Origin of the sequence: Vibrio sp. nBUS_14 (assembly GCF_051201655.1) — a bacterium.
Taxonomy (GTDB): Bacteria; Pseudomonadota; Gammaproteobacteria; order Enterobacterales; family Vibrionaceae; genus Vibrio.
In genome coordinates this window covers 1,577,501-1,593,171 of the sequence record NZ_CP179207.1, presented here as the reverse complement: position 1 = coordinate 1,593,171, position 15,671 = coordinate 1,577,501, and the positions used below count along the sequence as shown (strand labels likewise).

The 15,671-nt window shown below is 42.3% G+C and carries 19 protein-coding genes and 3 pseudogenes; 17 read left to right on the top strand and 5 right to left on the bottom strand.

Going from position 1 to position 15,671, the window contains the following annotated elements; translation table 11 throughout:
- Positions 1–2: 2 nt before the first annotated feature.
- From ACMAZD_RS24975 to ACMAZD_RS24940, 8 genes and pseudogenes are all read left to right on the top strand, one after another.
- Positions 3–233, top strand: a complete 231-nt coding sequence (locus ACMAZD_RS24975; RefSeq protein ID WP_102413714.1) for a hypothetical protein — start codon at positions 3–5, stop codon at positions 231–233.
- Positions 234–770 (top strand): adenine glycosylase, encoded by a 537-nt coding sequence (locus ACMAZD_RS24970; protein WP_372039153.1) that lies wholly within the window; start codon positions 234–236, stop codon positions 768–770. It abuts the gene before it with no gap.
- Positions 771–783: 13 nt separating this feature from the next.
- The gene (locus ACMAZD_RS24965; RefSeq protein ID WP_413443146.1) at positions 784–1,473 is read left to right on the top strand and encodes a hypothetical protein; all 690 of its coding nucleotides are present in this window, start codon (positions 784–786) and stop codon (positions 1,471–1,473) included.
- The gene (locus ACMAZD_RS24960) at positions 1,464–2,159 is read left to right on the top strand and encodes a hypothetical protein (RefSeq protein WP_435249896.1); all 696 of its coding nucleotides are present in this window, start codon (positions 1,464–1,466) and stop codon (positions 2,157–2,159) included. Before ACMAZD_RS24965 ends, ACMAZD_RS24960 begins: the two co-directional genes overlap by 10 nt.
- Before the next feature lie 2 nt (positions 2,160–2,161).
- On the top strand, positions 2,162–2,359 hold the full coding sequence (locus tag ACMAZD_RS24955; RefSeq protein ID WP_017083955.1) for a hypothetical protein: 198 nt from the start codon (positions 2,162–2,164) through the stop codon (positions 2,357–2,359).
- A gap of 263 nt (positions 2,360–2,622) precedes the next feature.
- Positions 2,623–3,060, top strand: coding sequence for a BspA family leucine-rich repeat surface protein (locus tag ACMAZD_RS24950; protein ID WP_435249895.1), 438 nt, complete (start codon positions 2,623–2,625; stop codon positions 3,058–3,060).
- 26 nt (positions 3,061–3,086) lie between these two features.
- Complete coding sequence (locus ACMAZD_RS24945; protein WP_435249894.1) at positions 3,087–4,352, top strand: BspA family leucine-rich repeat surface protein; 1,266 nt, start codon at positions 3,087–3,089, stop codon at positions 4,350–4,352.
- A 213-nt stretch (positions 4,353–4,565) separates the two neighbouring features.
- Positions 4,566–4,820 (top strand): annotated as a pseudogene (locus ACMAZD_RS24940) (IMP dehydrogenase); the annotation flags it as partial.
- Between the two features lie 174 nt (positions 4,821–4,994).
- Here the strand turns inward: ACMAZD_RS24940 and ACMAZD_RS24935 are convergent.
- Positions 4,995–5,231 (bottom strand): ogr/Delta-like zinc finger family protein, encoded by a 237-nt coding sequence (locus tag ACMAZD_RS24935; protein ID WP_435249893.1) that lies wholly within the window; start codon positions 5,229–5,231, stop codon positions 4,995–4,997.
- A 324-nt stretch (positions 5,232–5,555) separates the two neighbouring features.
- Between ACMAZD_RS24935 and ACMAZD_RS24930 the strand changes: the two genes are divergently transcribed.
- Positions 5,556–6,215 (top strand): Bax inhibitor-1 family protein, encoded by a 660-nt coding sequence (locus ACMAZD_RS24930; protein WP_435249892.1) that lies wholly within the window; start codon positions 5,556–5,558, stop codon positions 6,213–6,215.
- A gap of 388 nt (positions 6,216–6,603) precedes the next feature.
- Here ACMAZD_RS24930 and ACMAZD_RS24925 read toward each other — a convergent pair whose 3' ends face one another.
- Entirely contained in the window at positions 6,604–7,629 is a 1,026-nt protein-coding gene (locus ACMAZD_RS24925; protein WP_435249891.1) for an IS110 family transposase, read from the bottom strand.
- A gap of 89 nt (positions 7,630–7,718) precedes the next feature.
- Between ACMAZD_RS24925 and ACMAZD_RS24920 the strand changes: the two genes are divergently transcribed.
- The 3 genes from ACMAZD_RS24920 (at position 7,719) to ACMAZD_RS24910 (ending at position 9,657) form a co-directional block, all read left to right on the top strand.
- The gene (locus ACMAZD_RS24920) at positions 7,719–8,360 is read left to right on the top strand and encodes a DUF2268 domain-containing putative Zn-dependent protease (protein WP_435249890.1); all 642 of its coding nucleotides are present in this window, start codon (positions 7,719–7,721) and stop codon (positions 8,358–8,360) included.
- A gap of 136 nt (positions 8,361–8,496) precedes the next feature.
- Positions 8,497–8,913 (top strand): VOC family protein, encoded by a 417-nt coding sequence (locus ACMAZD_RS24915; RefSeq protein ID WP_435249889.1) that lies wholly within the window; start codon positions 8,497–8,499, stop codon positions 8,911–8,913.
- A gap of 117 nt (positions 8,914–9,030) precedes the next feature.
- On the top strand, positions 9,031–9,657 hold the full coding sequence (locus tag ACMAZD_RS24910; RefSeq protein WP_435249888.1) for a LysE family translocator: 627 nt from the start codon (positions 9,031–9,033) through the stop codon (positions 9,655–9,657).
- A gap of 500 nt (positions 9,658–10,157) precedes the next feature.
- On the opposite strand, the pseudogene ACMAZD_RS24905 reads toward ACMAZD_RS24910, so the two are convergent.
- The 3 genes and pseudogenes from ACMAZD_RS24905 to ACMAZD_RS24895 all read right to left on the bottom strand — a co-directional run.
- Positions 10,158–10,448 (bottom strand): annotated as a pseudogene (locus ACMAZD_RS24905) (phage portal protein); the annotation flags it as partial.
- An 11-nt stretch (positions 10,449–10,459) separates the two neighbouring features.
- Positions 10,460–10,549, bottom strand: a pseudogene (locus ACMAZD_RS24900) (glutathione S-transferase family protein); the annotation flags it as partial.
- Positions 10,550–10,567: 18 nt separating this feature from the next.
- Entirely contained in the window at positions 10,568–10,891 is a 324-nt protein-coding gene (locus ACMAZD_RS24895; RefSeq protein ID WP_435249887.1) for a hypothetical protein, read from the bottom strand.
- A gap of 471 nt (positions 10,892–11,362) precedes the next feature.
- Between ACMAZD_RS24895 and ACMAZD_RS24890 the strand changes: the two genes are divergently transcribed.
- From ACMAZD_RS24890 to ACMAZD_RS24870, 5 genes are all read left to right on the top strand, one after another.
- The gene (locus ACMAZD_RS24890; protein ID WP_435249886.1) at positions 11,363–12,334 is read left to right on the top strand and encodes a hypothetical protein; all 972 of its coding nucleotides are present in this window, start codon (positions 11,363–11,365) and stop codon (positions 12,332–12,334) included.
- 417 nt (positions 12,335–12,751) lie between these two features.
- Positions 12,752–13,849 carry an ElyC/SanA/YdcF family protein gene (locus tag ACMAZD_RS24885; protein ID WP_435249885.1) on the top strand — a complete coding sequence of 366 codons (1,098 nt, stop codon included), beginning with the start codon at positions 12,752–12,754 and terminating at the stop codon, positions 13,847–13,849.
- Positions 13,850–13,978: 129 nt separating this feature from the next.
- Positions 13,979–14,230 (top strand): DUF2999 family protein, encoded by a 252-nt coding sequence (locus tag ACMAZD_RS24880; protein WP_009844829.1) that lies wholly within the window; start codon positions 13,979–13,981, stop codon positions 14,228–14,230.
- 218 nt (positions 14,231–14,448) lie between these two features.
- The gene (locus tag ACMAZD_RS24875; protein ID WP_435249884.1) at positions 14,449–14,838 is read left to right on the top strand and encodes an ASCH domain-containing protein; all 390 of its coding nucleotides are present in this window, start codon (positions 14,449–14,451) and stop codon (positions 14,836–14,838) included.
- Between the two features lie 103 nt (positions 14,839–14,941).
- Positions 14,942–15,670 (top strand): helix-turn-helix domain-containing protein, encoded by a 729-nt coding sequence (locus ACMAZD_RS24870; protein WP_435249883.1) that lies wholly within the window; start codon positions 14,942–14,944, stop codon positions 15,668–15,670.
- Position 15,671: the final 1 nt, after the last annotated feature.

Genomic DNA, 15,671 nt, shown 5'->3' with positions numbered 1-15,671 from the left:
AAATGTCAGGATTTATACAAGAAACCGATGAGTTAGGTGGTGAGCGCTCCCCGTTTGATATTGATAATGACTATCGAAAATATCTTCAAGAGACGGATTGGTACGTATTGCGTTTACAGGAAACAGGAAAAGCGATACCTGAAAACGTAGTGAGTAATAGGGACGTCGCTCGCTCGAAGGTTCAATCATCATTCGTTCTATCTGTTGAGATTAACACTAATGGTGAGAGCTAAATGCTCATTCTTAACGGCGCTCAGCTCCCACTAAAGAACCTACGGATTAGCGTTCGTCAGCAATTGGCCGGACAGGACATGTCCGGTCAAACCTCGGCCACCGACCAAGCGGAAACCGGCAGCAAGGGTAAAATACTGACGGTAAAAGGGGTGATCCCTTTTACCAAAAATCAGTTGCTGACTAACTTGTTCAGTATGGCCGAAGCACAAGAAAACGACGCGCGCCAAATCTACCGTATCAGTAACAAAACAGCCGAGGCGTTGAAAATTCGCCAGGTGAAATTCCAAGGCGTCGTGCGCGCCGATGAGCAAGAGTCTCATCGTCAATGGAGTGTCTCGTTTGAGTTGGTCGAACACCTATCGGTGCCAGAGCGAGTCGAACAGCGCCAACCGGACAAACCTGCAGCGCAGCAAAAAGTGCAGGGTGTGAATACACCGGTTGAAACCGGACAAACCGACGATGTACCGCCAGACACGCAAGTGGAATTAACGGGTGTGATGAAGGTACTGAAAAGCGTGGATAACGCACTGGCTTAAACGAGGGTTAATCATGACCATCAACAACAAGTTTCTTTGCCGCGCCTACCTGGGCAAAGAGAAAACCAAAGTAAAAAGCCATCGCATCGTCTTTAGTCAAAACACACCTGGTCGCGCAGAACTTTTGATTGAAGGTGATCCAGAGACCAATACACTCATCGCTATCGATTTGGGGTGGGGTGACAACATCACGCGAGTCTTCTTGGGTTACATCGAGCGCGTACAACCGACAGAAAAAGGGTGGTCGAAAGTGTTTTGTCGTGAGCTTTCGGCCATTCTTTATAAGCCGCTCAATGTCATTTTGCGCCATCCCACACTGATGCAGCTACTGAGAGAGGTCACCAATAAAACGGGGCTTCAATTTGTGGTACCAGAAAAGGCGTACAGCAAAACGGCCATTCCTTGTTTCTACAGTGATGGTAATGGGTATCGAGTCATCGATGAGCTAGCCCAGGCATTTAGCATCGATGATTTGTTCTGGCAGCAGCAAGGCAATGGCCAAGTTTATGTCGGCAGTTGGGCTGATTCATTCTGGGCAGATAAGCCAATTACTTTACCCAATGCACTCATGACCAACCACACGGCCAACAAATCGGTAAAGATACCGGCTATCCCAAAGCTCAAGCCAGGTGTTGTGGTAAACGGCCTTCGACTGGTTGGTGTTGAATTTGAAGCAGCGGAGGCAAAGCTGACATGGATGTGAACACCATTAAACGCATCATCTTTAGATTGTTCCCTGAATTTACAGGACGATGGCACTTGCCACGTTGGGGAAAGGTCGTGGCACTCCCAGAACTGCCTGAAGAGGGCGATTTATCCGATCGTTTTTACCCTCACTACGCGGTGGATGTGCAGCTGCTCGATGAAAAGGGCATGGAGTATGAAGATAAATCACCACTGCAGGCGGTACCACTTCCCGTTCCTGGTCTGGGCGACTATGCTGGCCGTCTAGAGCCACCGGCTATCGGCAGTATTGTTGAGATCGGTTTTATGTTTGGCCAGCCGGATAAGCCCTTTGTTCGTTGCGTGCTGCCACTGGGATTCAAGCTACCAGGCATCAAAGAAGGTGAAAGCCGATACCAACAGCGAAAAGGTGTGTATCAATTGGTAGACCATAAAGGCAACTTCGAGCGTAAGACCGACCAAGCCGACAAGCTTGAATGCCTCACTCAACAAATCAAAGTACTAGAAAATCGAATCGCTGAAATTGATGGTAATCACACCGAAACCGTCAAAGGCGCTAGAACCATCAAAGCTAAAAACATCACCGAAGACGCCGACACCATCAAGTTTAATGGCGGAAAAGGGGTGTGCACTGGCGCGAGTATTTGCCCCTTCATGGGTAAACCGCATGTCGATGTATCCAAAACCGTTTATGCAGGTAAGTAATAATGGCAATAAGCAAAGCATCATTAAAGCAAAAGATAGAAACGGAACTGAAAGCCAAAGGCTTCGTGCTCGATGGTGAGTTCGCCATGGCAGGCATGATGGCTGAAGCGATTGCGAATGCGGTAGTCGATGAGATCACGCAGAACGCTCAAGTTGAAGTTACCGGTGGCAGCTCGGCGGGGAGCTACAAGGTTGCCTAAGATGAACAAGTACCATATTCCTACCTAGCGCCCACTACGGGCGCTTTTTTATACCAAAATCACCCCAGTATTTGAGTGCTGGTAAAGATATATCCCATAACACGGCTTTTTTATAATGTTTACTATCATTACTAATGGGTAATTATTGAGAAGAAGAATGCATTTCTACTTCTTTAGTTAATATAAAGCCTACATTAGTGAAATTGAAAACGTCGCTTTTTATATGATCAAGGTTTTTTTTATAAGACACGGATACCTTAATCATGAATTTACGTTCGATTATTTCCGCCTGTGCGCTGCTGATTTGTAGCCATACCTTTGCTAGTGAGCCTGAAACGGTGACTTGCGAATCAAATAAACCAGGAACCGTCATGGTTCAAGAAGATGAATTGTTTGTGGTCGTCAATGACGCACTCATTCGCAATTCAGACTACTGGCAAAACTTTCTGGATGGCAACATTCAGCTCTGCACCACTCACGTAACAGACATGAGTGATTTGTTTGCTAAAAACACATACTTCAATCAGGACATCAGCCGTTGGGACACCTCTCGTGTAACCAACATGGACCGTATGTTCTCCGGCGCTAAGCGCTTTGACCAAGACTTAACCCACTGGGACGTCAAGCGCGTCTCACGCCATATCGACTTCGCAAAAGGCAGTGGCCTGTCTGAAGATAGCCTTCCAACTTTTACGCAATAACGTCTATTCAACCCTAGGAAAATACAATGAAAAGAACCATAACCTCACTTCTAGTAGGCGCAGCCGCGCTCGCTAGCCAAACCGCATTTGCTGCAGATATCTCGGTAAAGTGCCCTGACCAAGCTGTTAATTCAGTGGTGATTGAAAACGGGCAAGTCTATGTTGTGGTGGATAACACCCTAATAAAAAACGAGACGTTGCTCGATAAATTAGAGCAAGGCCACATAGAATTTTGCACGACCCAAGTAACAAACATGTCATATGTATTTAAAAATCGTAACAGGTTTAATGCTGATATTAGCGATTGGGATACATCAAATGTGACTAGTATGCGACGCATGTTTTACGAAGCAGAAGCCTTTAACCAAAATATAGGTCATTGGGATACATCAAATGTGATTGATATGGCGAACATGTTTAACCGTGCAGCAGCCTTTAACCAAGATATAGGTCATTGGGATACATCAAATGTGATTGATATGGGCAGCATGTTTTACATAGCAGAAGCCTTTAACCAAGATATAGGTCATTGGGATACATCAAATGTGACTAGTATGGTGCAGATGTTTTTAAACGGAAAAGCCTTTAACCAAGATATAGGTTATTGGGATACATCAAATGTGACTAATATGGCGTACATGTTTCAAGGCACAAAAGCCTTTAACCAAGATATAGGTCATTGGGATACATCAAATGTGACTCGTATGGGCGGCATGTTTATCGACGCAGAAGCCTTTAACCAAGATATAGGTTATTGGGATACATCAAATGTGACTGATATGGCGTACATGTTTACCAGAGCAAAAGCCTTTAACCAAGATATAGGTCAATGGGATACATCAAATGTGACTAATATGGCGTACATGTTTTACATAGTAGAAGCCTTTAACCAAGATATAGGTCAATGGGATACATCAAATGTGACTGATATGCGAAGCATGTTTTCCGGCGCAAAAGCCTTTAACCAAGAAATAGGTCAATGGGATACATCAAATGTGACTGATATACGAAGCATGTTTGCCGGCGCAAAAGCCTTTAACCAAGATATAGGTCATTGGGATACATCAAATGTGACTCGTATGGGCGACATGTTTATCGACGCAGAAGCCTTTAACCAAGATATAGGTTATTGGGATACATCAAATGTGACTGATATGGCGTACATGTTCGCTGGTGCTGCTAACATGAGCCGTGATTTAACCAGCTGGAATGTAAGCAAGGTAACAGACCACAATAACTTTGCGAAAGACAGTGCTCTGACTGAAGAACAACTGCCGTATTTTGTAGACTAACCCTCTCATCGGTTTAACTAAACAAAGGCCAGTGTTGATGGATTCAACGCTGGCTTTTTTGTTGGTTGAGTCATTCTCAAAAAGTGGCGGCAAAAATGGCGGCGTTCATTGTAAAACAGCGTTATTTATGGGTATAAATCGCCACTTGTTACTGTTTTTATATACATAAAATTAGGGTAAGCTTTTGATTTTATTGTAATATTACTTGTTTCTATTAAGTTCTACGGCATGTCTTCACAGTCGGCGATGGACAAGCACTCTGGTGGTGTTGCTAAGTACCGTGCTGCCGAAGGTAAAACTGTTTTACTTCCATACCGTGGTTCTGTTCACAACACAATTTCAGACATCCTTGGTGGTGTACGTTCAACTTGTACATACGTAGGCGCAGCAAAGCTTAAAGAGCTAACGAAGCGTACGACTTTCATCCGTGTACAAGAGCAAGAGAACAACGTATTCGGTAAAGAGTAATCTGAACGAATTCGAATAGTTTGATAATCAAGAGCCGCTTTTTTGAAGTGACCCCGTAAAGTTGGACATTTCTGTTAAGCGGCTCTTTTTGTCTGAAATCGTTAATTCGCGACAAAGTGGTGGAAGAAAGTTTTTGATAGTGTGGACAGCATGTTGGGTGGGTGCGAAGTGAGCCTATCTCACTAGCTCTTGGCGCTGATCGGGTGCAAGAGCTTTAATCATTTCAAAAGCTAACTGAGAAGTCGTTTCGGCCGATGGGCTAAGAGTATGGCTGAAGGCTAGGTTCATTACGAAGGAATGGCCACATTCTGGGGCACTACAACTACAATATAAATCGCTATAACCCGCTGAAATACGGTTTGATTTATGTATGCGGGCTTTCTCGCCACATTCTGGGCAAATTACTCTCATATGACACCATGAACCTATCGAAATGATAGTCCAATACTACTAAATTATGGTGATGATTTATACAGCTCTCAGGGTTTGAGGATGTCTTTTTGTTTTTCTCGTGGGCGTGCTTACCTAGATGAGCCACAGCTGCCTGGCTATGCAGAAAAATTCTGTATTTTGTGAAGTGATGAATCATACGCGACAGATAAGTTATTGAATATGTGGCATATCAATGTGTATCCTGTCTTACATAATACTACTAGATAGAACAATTCTGTATTTAAACGCAGAATTTTTCTGTCTAATAAAGCTGTTATGTGAATAGGGAAAGGAAAACGAAGAATGATGGAATCGAATGTTTTTGAACGCACTAATAACGGAGAGCATGAAGTAAGCTCTCGGCTGTATAATTTTACGATTGGAGCGGTACTGTGTTGGGGCTTTTGGATAAATTGGTTAATGGTTGGGAATATCCCGGTTGAGTCAATTGCAGCTATTAATCCTTGGGTCTTTTTCATTGGCTATTTTGCGAGTTGCTTCTTTGGAGTTTACTTGTTCAGTAAATCTTCGAACCCATTGGTTAGTTTTGTCGGCTATAACTTTGTAGTTGTTCCTTTTGGATTAATCATCAACTTGGTTGTATCACGCTATGACCCATCCTTGGTTTTAAGTGCGATTAAGGTTACAGGTTTAGTGACTGGAATGATGATGCTACTGGGAACAATTTTCCCTGCATTTTTCCAAAGAATCGCTGGTGTATTAACGATTGCGTTAGTAGTTGTACTTGTGGTCGAGCTCTTTCAAATATTTGTACTTGGGATCCACCAAGAATGGATAGACTGGGCTGTTGTTATCCTTTTCTGTGGTTATATCGGTTATGACTGGGGACGAGCAAATCAAATTCCCAAAACATTAGACAACGCAGTAGATAGCGCAGCAGCGCTATACATGGATATTATTAACCTGTTCTTGAGAATACTTAGAATCATGGGGCGCAAATAGAATCCCATAACAAAGCATTTAAGAGTGATTCTCAACGCTTGGCACTAATTATTCCATCGTTGGGTTTTGTGTTTATGGTGGTATGGTTGAGTTATGTGGCAGCGTTGCTCACACCTTAATGCGGCTACATGGATTCCCCCGGTTGTCAAACATCCGCTAAACTTATGTTGATGGGTTTGGACTGCCGCTCTACATTCGGCCTACTTATCGACGATTCGCATACGTCGTGGCCCTGATGACTTGCGCGACTGCGGTGCCTTATTCGTTAGATGACATCTAGTGTGTCCGCCGCATTAACAGGCTCTCCGCAAGTGGTCTTAACCTATCTCCATCATTAGCGTCTGCAATGACCCGGTGGGTTTAACTCTTTATGCTGCTTAAGTTTTACTTAGGCAGCATAGTTTTCATATTCTGTTTGATTGTGTAAAAGCGAACATATAATTCGTGCGTTCTTCGCGGCAAGTGCCACTATCACTCGGTTCATTCCTCTCCGCTCTAGAACGCCTCGACACCACTGACTTAACTTATCTTGCTTGTCGCCAAGGTTGGCAATCACGGTCCTTGCCCCGTGAACTAATAGTGTTCGCAAATATTTGTCGCCGTGTTTGGTTATCCGGCCTAAACGAGGCTTTCCTCCTGTGGAATATTGCTTTGGTACTAAGCCTAGCCATGCAGAAAAATCACGGCTTTTATCAAATTGAGAACCATTGCCTATCGAAGCAAGTATCGCAGTAGCGGTTTGCGGCCCAATACCTCGAACTTTCATCACTCGTTGAACATTAGTGCTGACCTTAGCAAAAGAGGCAAAGACTTGCTCTGTATCGGCGATACGTTGATTCAATTCACCAAGGTGGTGATAAGCATCGACAATGACTGTTCTTGCGAGGTGTGGCAGTTCATTTTCTGCATCTTCGAGCATTAAGGGAACCTGTTTCATCAATGAAGATCGGCCAACGGGAATGATCAACCCGAACTCAGAAAGCAGGGCACGCATGCGATTCATAAGCGCGGTGCGTTCACGAACCCAATGCTCTCTCATTCTATGTACCGATAGGATGGCTTGTTGCTCGGGGGATTTTACGGGTACAAAGCGAGTTGATGGCCGCTGAACAGCTTCGCATATGGCAACAGCATCATTAAAGTCGTTCTTTCCCTTAGTTCGATAAGGAACTACGTATTTAACGGCCATAATACGGGCGTCGTGACCCAGTTTATTGAGTGTTCTTGCCCAATAATGTGCACCACCACACGCTTCAACGCCTATACGCATGAGTGGCATATTTGCTATTGTAGTCAGCAGTTTAGAGCGAGTTACTGACTTATGAAGTATGACCTTACCGTTTTGGTCTACGGCATGAAAACTAAAGTGGTTTTTGGCTAGGTCGATACCGCAGAAATAAGAATAATTAGACATGGTGCCTCCGGTGCAATTAAGTACCACATAAGTGTGGCAGATGCTCGGTAGGGGGAATCCATATCATTCGTTATATAGAAAGGAGACTTATGACGGTTAATACTAGCATTTTGGATGCTACAGGGAAGCTTGCACAGTATGAGGATTTCCTGATATCACAAATAAATATGGCTTTAGAAACTATAGGTACCCACATTGAGCTTCATGATTTAGACATTACGGTTAGTCCGTTTTCTAAAGAAAAAGTATCTCCGTTTGGAATTGGTGGTTTTGCGCTTAGTGCTCATAGAGTTGAATTGTTTTTGGATGTTCGCCGCGATGACATTGAAGTTGTTATTAAAAAAGAACTAACCGCTGTACTTGGACATGAAATTAATCATGCTTTAAGAAAAAGCCACGGACATAAAAATGTGACGCTTCTGGACAGTTTGGTAATGGAGGGGTTAGCTTGTCATTTTGAAGGGGTTCTAAACGGTGGGGAGTTATCATCAATGTTTGTAGATATACAGCATGAAGATTGGCGCTCACTGTATAAAAAAATGAAACCGCACTTAGAAAGTACGAGTTTTCCGTTTGAACAAATGTTCTTGGGTACAAAACCTGATGAATATCCGCGTTATTCTGGGTATTGGGTAGGATACAATTTAGTAGTTCAGTATTTGCATGACCAAAACCCTAGCATTTCCGACATTGTTGCTCTCGATTCATCTAATTTTATCGTAACAATATAACAAGCAGTTTAAGAGTGATTCACAACGCTTGGGACTTTTGCTTCTGCTTCAACTTTAGTGTTTACAGCACAATGCTTTAGGTTTGGGTTGAGGCGTTGTTCACTACTTAAGCGGGCGTTATGTGCTTGGAGATAAAATGAGAAAACTATCAATCATTACATTGGGTGTATCAAATATTGAGTCTTCCGCAAAGTTCTATGAAGCCGTACTTGGATTAGAGCGCACAGGTTATCAATCTGACGAAATTGTATTCATGGATATTGATGGTCCGGAATTAGCTCTGTTTCCCAAATCCGAATTAGCTAAAGATGTTGGTGTTGAACCAGATGGTTCAGGTTTTGCCGGTATTACACTGGCTAGAAATGTCGACTCTTCTCGTGAAGTGCTTAGTCTTCTGAACAAGGCAGAGGCAAATGGTGGGAAAATCGTAAAGCAAGGGCAGCCTGTGTTTTGGGGCGGGTTCTCAGGTTATTTCTCTGATCCAGATGGATATTTATGGGAGATAGCTGTAGGTTCAGAACTCTATAAAGCAGAAATGGAGCAACGCACATAACAAATTGTTCAAGAGTGATTCGGCACGCGTGGCATTTTTACTATGCGTTGGTTTTAGTGGTTAAGGCGGTATGCGGTAGCATCGGTGTCGCGTTGCTTTCCCTTAATAGGAAATATCATGAGTTATGAAAATTGGTTAGCTTTTTGCTCAATTGCAGTTATTGCAGCAGCAATCCCTGGTCCTGCGATATTGCTAGTATCAACGCATAGTCTACAGTTTGGGGCTCTACGTGCTCTTATTACCGCGGTGGGTAATGTGACTGGACTATTTATTATGTCTACTTTCTCTATATTGGGATTAAGCGCGCTAGTGATTGTTTCTTCAATAGCTTTTACGATCATAAAAGTAATTGGAGCGTTATATCTTTTGTATATGGGAGTAAAATTATGGCGTAATGGCGTAAAACTAAAAACAGCCGACAGCACATACCAAAAAACATTTAGTGCTTGGAGCCTTTATTCTCAAGGGCTTCTTATTTCACTAACAAACCCTAAAGCTATTATATTTACATCTGCACTTTTTCCACAGTTCATTAATACCTCAGAGTCTTTGTTTATTCAATTTTCAATACTAGTTACTACCCTTATGATGTGTTCATTTTTGTGTTTACTCTCATATTCTTTTTTGAGTCAAAAGTTAAAATCTGGGGCTAAAAGCTTTGTATCAGGGAGCATTATCGGAAAGGTGTTTGGAACTACATTTATCAGTGCCGGTGCAGCTTTGGCAATTTCAACTCAGAGATAATTGTAAATTAGTACAAGTTTGAAATGCAACTATCTCAGATAGCCACCGATCATGGTGGCTTTTTTGCGCCTTTCTCACAGCCCCACCGAAAGCACGGCCAACCCACGGAAAACGCACTCCTCCTCCCCACCTGCAGCGTTTTCGATCTGATTTTTTCGCAATTCTATTTCAGTGTAATTCTGCAGCCGTAATAGAAAGCTAACAAGCCGCTAGCCCTTTAGGAATAAAGGGGAATGGGGGATAGTTTAGGGGCTGAAAATCGCTCACAGCGAACCTAATAAAATTGCGAAGAGTGCAATAAATTGAAATTATGACGATCAGTATTGATCTGTTGGTGTTTGTTAAGTGCTTGAAATGTTTGTGTTTCTGTATTTTAGGTCAGTTTTTTAATGATCGTTTGTGTTTTTTGACGATCATTTTGGTAGTGCTTCAGCCCTTATGGGTAAAGGGCTGAGCGTAAATGGCAGTGAAAAACAAAATTGCAAAAAATGTCACTGTGTTTACGTGGCAACGTTGTCGAGGTTAAAGGTTAAATGCAGGTTTTTCGGCACTTCGAGATCCCCATTGACGGCGTCCATGAACATCTCGCAGGCCAGAATCACCTCTTGTGCGGTGACGTTCTTAATTTTCTTGTACTCACCTTTGGTCGCAATGTCGCCAACGGGCATGAGTTGAATTCCTTTCTCATTGCCGTTTGGAATATTGATCAACATAGAACGGAAGTTACCCACGCCACGGCTTGAAGCCATCTTCTGCTTTAGGTCGTCTTCATCTTCTTTACTCAAGTACGGGTAAGGTTCTAAACGAACGGTGCTTTATCAATCCAACCCCATGCGGATACATCGACAATGGTGTACTCATTTCCGACGATAAATTCACAACCAGCCATGTGATCTTAATCTTCTTGAGTTCAATTCGCTAACAAGCTTTCCTTCACTCCGATCTCACAGCCTATGAACGTCGATTGTGCGAGCTCAACATGCAAGTAATAACGTTCTGGTTGGTTCATTGCCTGTTGGAAAGCTCCAATACACCTATCTAAACGTTCTGGCTTCTCGTAAGGGCTTTGTTGCCACTCAATACGAATTCTCTGTTGCGTGTGCTTTTCTATTCCAGTAAGGCTATGTTGCTCACCGCCTAACTTGAAAGCGGTGACTTGTTCAAATAAGAATAAGTCGTTGGCTGAAGCTGTGTTCAACGAGAGTAGTGCTAATAATCCGAGTTTGCTTTTCATTGGGAGTGGCTCTTTAAGATAGGTTGAAATCACGTAGGTTATAGATTTTATCTTTCACTTATGGTGTGAAATTTTCAGTTAGCTACTAATAACTTGGAGATATAAGGTATTTTAAAGTGATGTTAATAATAATATTGTGTAATTACTTATTTACTACAGGAAGTGAATGTAATCGTTTTTTTTTATTTTTATCAATACTTTATTTGATGATCCTTTTTGTAATTTAAATTAATTAGAATGCGAAAGAGATAAATAGATATTTTTATCTACAGTTGTAACTTTAGTGACTGCTATCAATAGTTAATTATAACTTATAGTGTTTTGTTTATTTATTGTTTTAATTGTATTTTATTATGCTTATATAGTTGATTGTAATCACAGATGGGTTTTTTATTGCTTGTTTTACTGTTTATACGGTTGAATTTTTATCAGGATAAAAGATATTCTCGCCAAAAATAAAGGAAGTAAATAATGAAAAATATCGCACCATTAACAATGTTATTATTATCAGCGAACGCTGCGAGTGAAACCTACACGGTTAGTCCAAATTTAAAACATGGTCTCCCTACACTGACTGAAGAACCCAATCTGTATCAAGCTCCTAGCTTTGATTATTTCGATTTTAGTGAGGGGTATTTGACACAGAGGGCTGAAGCCAGTGCCTTATTGCCAATAGCGCTAAATAGCATAGATAGAGTGTGTATCAACACTACGTTTAGTGAGATAGATGGAGAGGCGCGCTATCCGCAATCTGGTGTTTTGGTTTACACGTATGCGATAAACACTCAAGGTGAAAAAACGCACAACACCACTATTGGTGACAGAGTGCCGTTGGCAGAAGTTTCACAGCATTGCCTGGACGAATCATCATGGGTTTACAAGAATTGGTTGGCTGACAAACGTATCAACTTTACGCCTTACAGTTCAGTGTTCGCGTTGATTGAAAACGTCGATGTCGTGGTTGAAGGGGAGCTATCTTTGTCTCAAGATCCTGTCGAGTTTGTTGAGCAGTATTTTGATTTCATCACTAAGGTCGGTTTTAACCAGTCTGCAAGTTTCTATCATACGGATGTCATTAGAGACCTCAAATCCATCATTATGGAAGGTCTTCAAAACGGAAATCAGAACGTTCTTGATATCGTGAATATTGCCTTTGGTTCCGGAGGCACTAGAGAAGACATCGCGGTTATGGATGATAAAGTCTTTATGAATACTTTCCTGAATATTCGGAAGATTGCTCAAGGATCCAATATTGTTCAATTATCTTCGTTCAGTGTAATTAATGACTTTGATTACCAAGGTCAAAAGTATATTACGGTTGAGAAAAAAGAGCAGTTCGGCGACCGAATCATTACTCAATATGAAATTATTACACTTAAAAGGGATGGTGAATATTGGATGCTTAATATGTCTGGTGACATAAAAGCACTTATTGGTATGTAAATGCTTTTAGTTTGAAGTTCGTGAGAGTTTCTCTAAAAAATATTAATATATAAATGAAAAAATAGAATAAGTGAGTGCTATCGACATCGTTAATTTAATTTTCATCACTTCAAGTTTCTGTTTAGGCGTGTTGTTTTTTGCGGAGTTCGGATTAGTGATGGGTGGTTTTTGGTGGAATAGGGCGTATGGAATCCTCAGTTAGATATTCCAAAATGATCGGTGAATTCTCCTTTAAACCAAAATTATCTCGATGCGCAGGCTTACTGGTAAGTTCAAAATCGTGATCTGTTGCCACACCTTATGCAACAAATGAATATTAACCTCGGAGATTCTGGTGTGGTTCACGGTTTTTTAATCTTAGGGACTTACATTGGTGAGCAAATCTGATGTGAACACTTAACGACACAGGATCTTTCCATGAAAAAGAACATTATCGTCCTCGCTCTTGGTGGCATGCTCGCTTTTGGCGCAACACCTTATTCTTTTGCTGCTAACGATGGCGCAGTACAGGCTTCTGCGGATTACGCGCAGTTGGTGACTAAGCGACAAGTTGTCGACCAATTACTTCTTGATGCGTTGCAGGCGTTTAAATCTCCGGCAAGAATTTCTCACGCGGGCTTCACGGCTAAAATGCCAAGCAACATGGAAATTGTGACTAACCGATTGTTAGAAGCGTACCAGCTAGAACCTTATCGTACTGACTTGTTGATCTCGGCAGCGAACGCTCAGATCTACAACAAGAATGCAGAGCGCGCTATTGAGTTGTTTGAACAAGCATTGACGGTTGCGCCAGACGATGTCGACTTGCGCGCATATCTTGCGGTTTGGCAAAGATTTGAAGGCAATGAAAGTGAATCGAATAAGCACATGGAGAAGCTGGAAAGTCTGAATGAAGGTAAAGCAGAAGACATCAAACGTATTTTTGCAACGGTTGACCGCGTGTTAGAAACACCTCTCAAAGAATCTGCAGATAAGGGACTGTTGAGCGACCACGGTGCCATCGTTACTTTGGGCTACGCGCTTAACCCTGATGGCTCTATGCATGAAATCTTGATTGAACGTCTTGAAACAACATTAGCAATGTCGAAAGCGAACCCTGACGCGATGATCGTCTTAACCGGCGGCGTGCCTAAGAACCATAAGACTGAAGGCAAGTTAATGGCGGATTGGCTTATCTCAAAAGGGGTAAGCAAAGACCGTATCATTGAAGAGAACTATGCGACCAGCACGGTAGGCAACGCCTTGTTCAGTAGCTATGCGCTTGCTCGTCATGATATTAAACATGCGACCATTATCAGCTCGGCAAGCCATGTTCGTCGTGGTCAAACTCTGTTTGAGATCGCTAGCTGGCAAACGGGCCCACAGGGTATTACCTTCGATACGGTTTCTTACCCAGATAAGCCGCTAGAAGATCTTAAGAAAGCGAGCAGTGGTGAGCTTCTAGGCATCTATCGTGACGCACTGAGAACATATGGTATGTGGAGCTACCGCTCTTACCCATTAGAGTCTCGCTAAGCCCAAGCATTATTTGCGTTTGGGAAAAGCACAGTTCGTGTTAAACCAAAGCTTCACTTGCTAGTACAATCGAGCGCAGCTAGATGGTATGCTGTGCTCCTATTTAATTTAGTGTTTCAAAGGCAAAAAATGAATCCGATTTTAGCAATGTTGAAAGAGAACAATATCAGCGACGAGCAGATCAGCGAGATATTCAAGACGCTGACCGAGAACCCTCTTGCAGCAATGGCGACAATCAGCCAACTTGGTTTACCACAAGATAAGCTTCAAATGCTGATGGGTCAGGTAATGCAAAACCCTGCGCTAATCAAAGAAGCCGTTGAAGAGCTTGGCCTAGATTTTTCTAAGGTTGAAGCTGCTAAAGAGCAACTTCAAAAATAAGTGAGTTTGAATGAGCTGATATTGTCTTAGTTTATTCACATTCAATGAAAAGGTCGTTTAAGTTCAGCAATAGGCTGTCTTAACGGCCTTTTTTATCTTGGCCGCTAATCAAAATTTGTGAGCTAAGCTAAATGAAGGGGCGTGCACATCACTACCTTAACCTTAGTGATTGTCATGATTGAACAAGTTTAAATAAAACAATTAGAAAAAGAGGGCTTATGAATCGATACAACCTAGAAATTTACCAACGACCGCTAGATTCAATCAAGAGTGGTGTAAAGCGCGTTGAGATCAGAACGAATAATAGTTATGAAGCTATCCAATATGATCAATTGAATAAAGGCGATCACATTTCGTTCCAAGTTATTTCGGGCCCACCTTTTGTAGGGTTAGATGTCATTCAGCCTAATGCGTTAACTGTTGAGGTGCTGGATGTAAGAAATTACCCCGATCCTCAAGCTCTGTTAATGGCTGAAGGGATGGATGTCTTATCAAGATTGAGTAACTCAATCGAAGAGGGCGTTGAGCTTCTTTATAGTTTTCACGAATACAAAGAGATGATTCCAATTCATGGCATATTTGCTATAGAAATTCGTGTAATCGAATAATCTCGTTGTACGCTGTTGATTGGCTAAAGGTGTGACTATTGGAAGTTGATAATGTAACGTAGTCTATATTACTTCCACTCACCAGTTAACGTCAGCGTTGCCCATGAAATCTAGTTTAAGCATTCGATCTTACACCAAGCAATTTAATACTCATGCCCATGATGGTTACCATCAACTGGTGCTGCCCATTCAAGGGAGTATTAGTATTGAAATGGTTGGGTATGTTGGCAAAGTTTCTGTCGGTGAATGTGTGGTGATTCCGGTCACCACAGCGCATGCGTTTAAAGCTGATGAAGCTGCAAGGTTTATTGTTGCGGATATGGTGGAGCTACCGCAGCACTTGTTAGAGCATGAGCTCTCTGTGTTTACTATTACGCCACCTTTAATGAGCTTCTTGCTGTTCGTTGAAAAGCAGTTGGAATATCAAGTGGACAGTGGCATTGAATCATCCATCTTAGATGTGTTTTCACTGCTGTTAGAGCAACAACAAGTGAGTAAAAGTATCGACCCTCGTATTCGCGCGGTACAAAGGCTCATCGCGGATAATTACGCCCAACCTCTCTCTATTTCTCAGCTTGCCGAAACAGCATGTTTGAGCCCCACTCAATTTAAGAAACGCTTCAAAGACTGTATTGGAATCAGTGCGCTTAAGTACATCACTTGCTATCGTATGGAGAAAGCGCAAGCCTTGCTAAGCCATACCGATTTACCCGTTCAATTGGTCGCAGAAAATGTGGGTTATAGTGACCTATCTGCATTTAGTCGACGCTTCTCTCAGCACTTTGGGATGTCTCCAAGGGCGTTTCTAGGCTCAATGAAAGACAGTCTTTAGA

Bases quoted from the DNA above. Each gene is read 5' to 3' on its own strand.
- ACMAZD_RS24870 (WP_435249883.1), top strand. From the start codon at position 14,942: ATGAAATCTAGTTTAAGCATTCGATCTTACACCAAGCAATTTAATACT.
- ACMAZD_RS24965 (WP_413443146.1), top strand. From the start codon at position 784: ATGACCATCAACAACAAGTTTCTTTGCCGCGCCTACCTGGGCAAAGAG.
- ACMAZD_RS24925 (WP_435249891.1), bottom strand. From the start codon at position 7,629: ATGTCTAATTATTCTTATTTCTGCGGTATCGACCTAGCCAAAAACCAC.
- ACMAZD_RS24960 (WP_435249896.1), top strand. From the start codon at position 1,464: ATGGATGTGAACACCATTAAACGCATCATCTTTAGATTGTTCCCTGAA.
- ACMAZD_RS24930 (WP_435249892.1), top strand. From the start codon at position 5,556: ATGATGGAATCGAATGTTTTTGAACGCACTAATAACGGAGAGCATGAA.
- ACMAZD_RS24975 (WP_102413714.1), top strand. From the start codon at position 3: ATGTCAGGATTTATACAAGAAACCGATGAGTTAGGTGGTGAGCGCTCC.
- ACMAZD_RS24880 (WP_009844829.1), top strand. From the start codon at position 13,979: ATGAATCCGATTTTAGCAATGTTGAAAGAGAACAATATCAGCGACGAG.
- ACMAZD_RS24885 (WP_435249885.1), top strand. From the start codon at position 12,752: ATGAAAAAGAACATTATCGTCCTCGCTCTTGGTGGCATGCTCGCTTTT.
- ACMAZD_RS24920 (WP_435249890.1), top strand. From the start codon at position 7,719: ATGACGGTTAATACTAGCATTTTGGATGCTACAGGGAAGCTTGCACAG.
- ACMAZD_RS24935 (WP_435249893.1), bottom strand. From the start codon at position 5,231: ATGAGAGTAATTTGCCCAGAATGTGGCGAGAAAGCCCGCATACATAAA.
- ACMAZD_RS24955 (WP_017083955.1), top strand. From the start codon at position 2,162: ATGGCAATAAGCAAAGCATCATTAAAGCAAAAGATAGAAACGGAACTG.
- ACMAZD_RS24970 (WP_372039153.1), top strand. From the start codon at position 234: ATGCTCATTCTTAACGGCGCTCAGCTCCCACTAAAGAACCTACGGATT.
- ACMAZD_RS24875 (WP_435249884.1), top strand. From the start codon at position 14,449: ATGAATCGATACAACCTAGAAATTTACCAACGACCGCTAGATTCAATC.
- ACMAZD_RS24890 (WP_435249886.1), top strand. From the start codon at position 11,363: ATGAAAAATATCGCACCATTAACAATGTTATTATTATCAGCGAACGCT.
- ACMAZD_RS24895 (WP_435249887.1), bottom strand. From the start codon at position 10,891: ATGAAAAGCAAACTCGGATTATTAGCACTACTCTCGTTGAACACAGCT.
- ACMAZD_RS24950 (WP_435249895.1), top strand. From the start codon at position 2,623: ATGAATTTACGTTCGATTATTTCCGCCTGTGCGCTGCTGATTTGTAGC.
- ACMAZD_RS24945 (WP_435249894.1), top strand. From the start codon at position 3,087: ATGAAAAGAACCATAACCTCACTTCTAGTAGGCGCAGCCGCGCTCGCT.
- ACMAZD_RS24910 (WP_435249888.1), top strand. From the start codon at position 9,031: ATGAGTTATGAAAATTGGTTAGCTTTTTGCTCAATTGCAGTTATTGCA.
- ACMAZD_RS24915 (WP_435249889.1), top strand. From the start codon at position 8,497: ATGAGAAAACTATCAATCATTACATTGGGTGTATCAAATATTGAGTCT.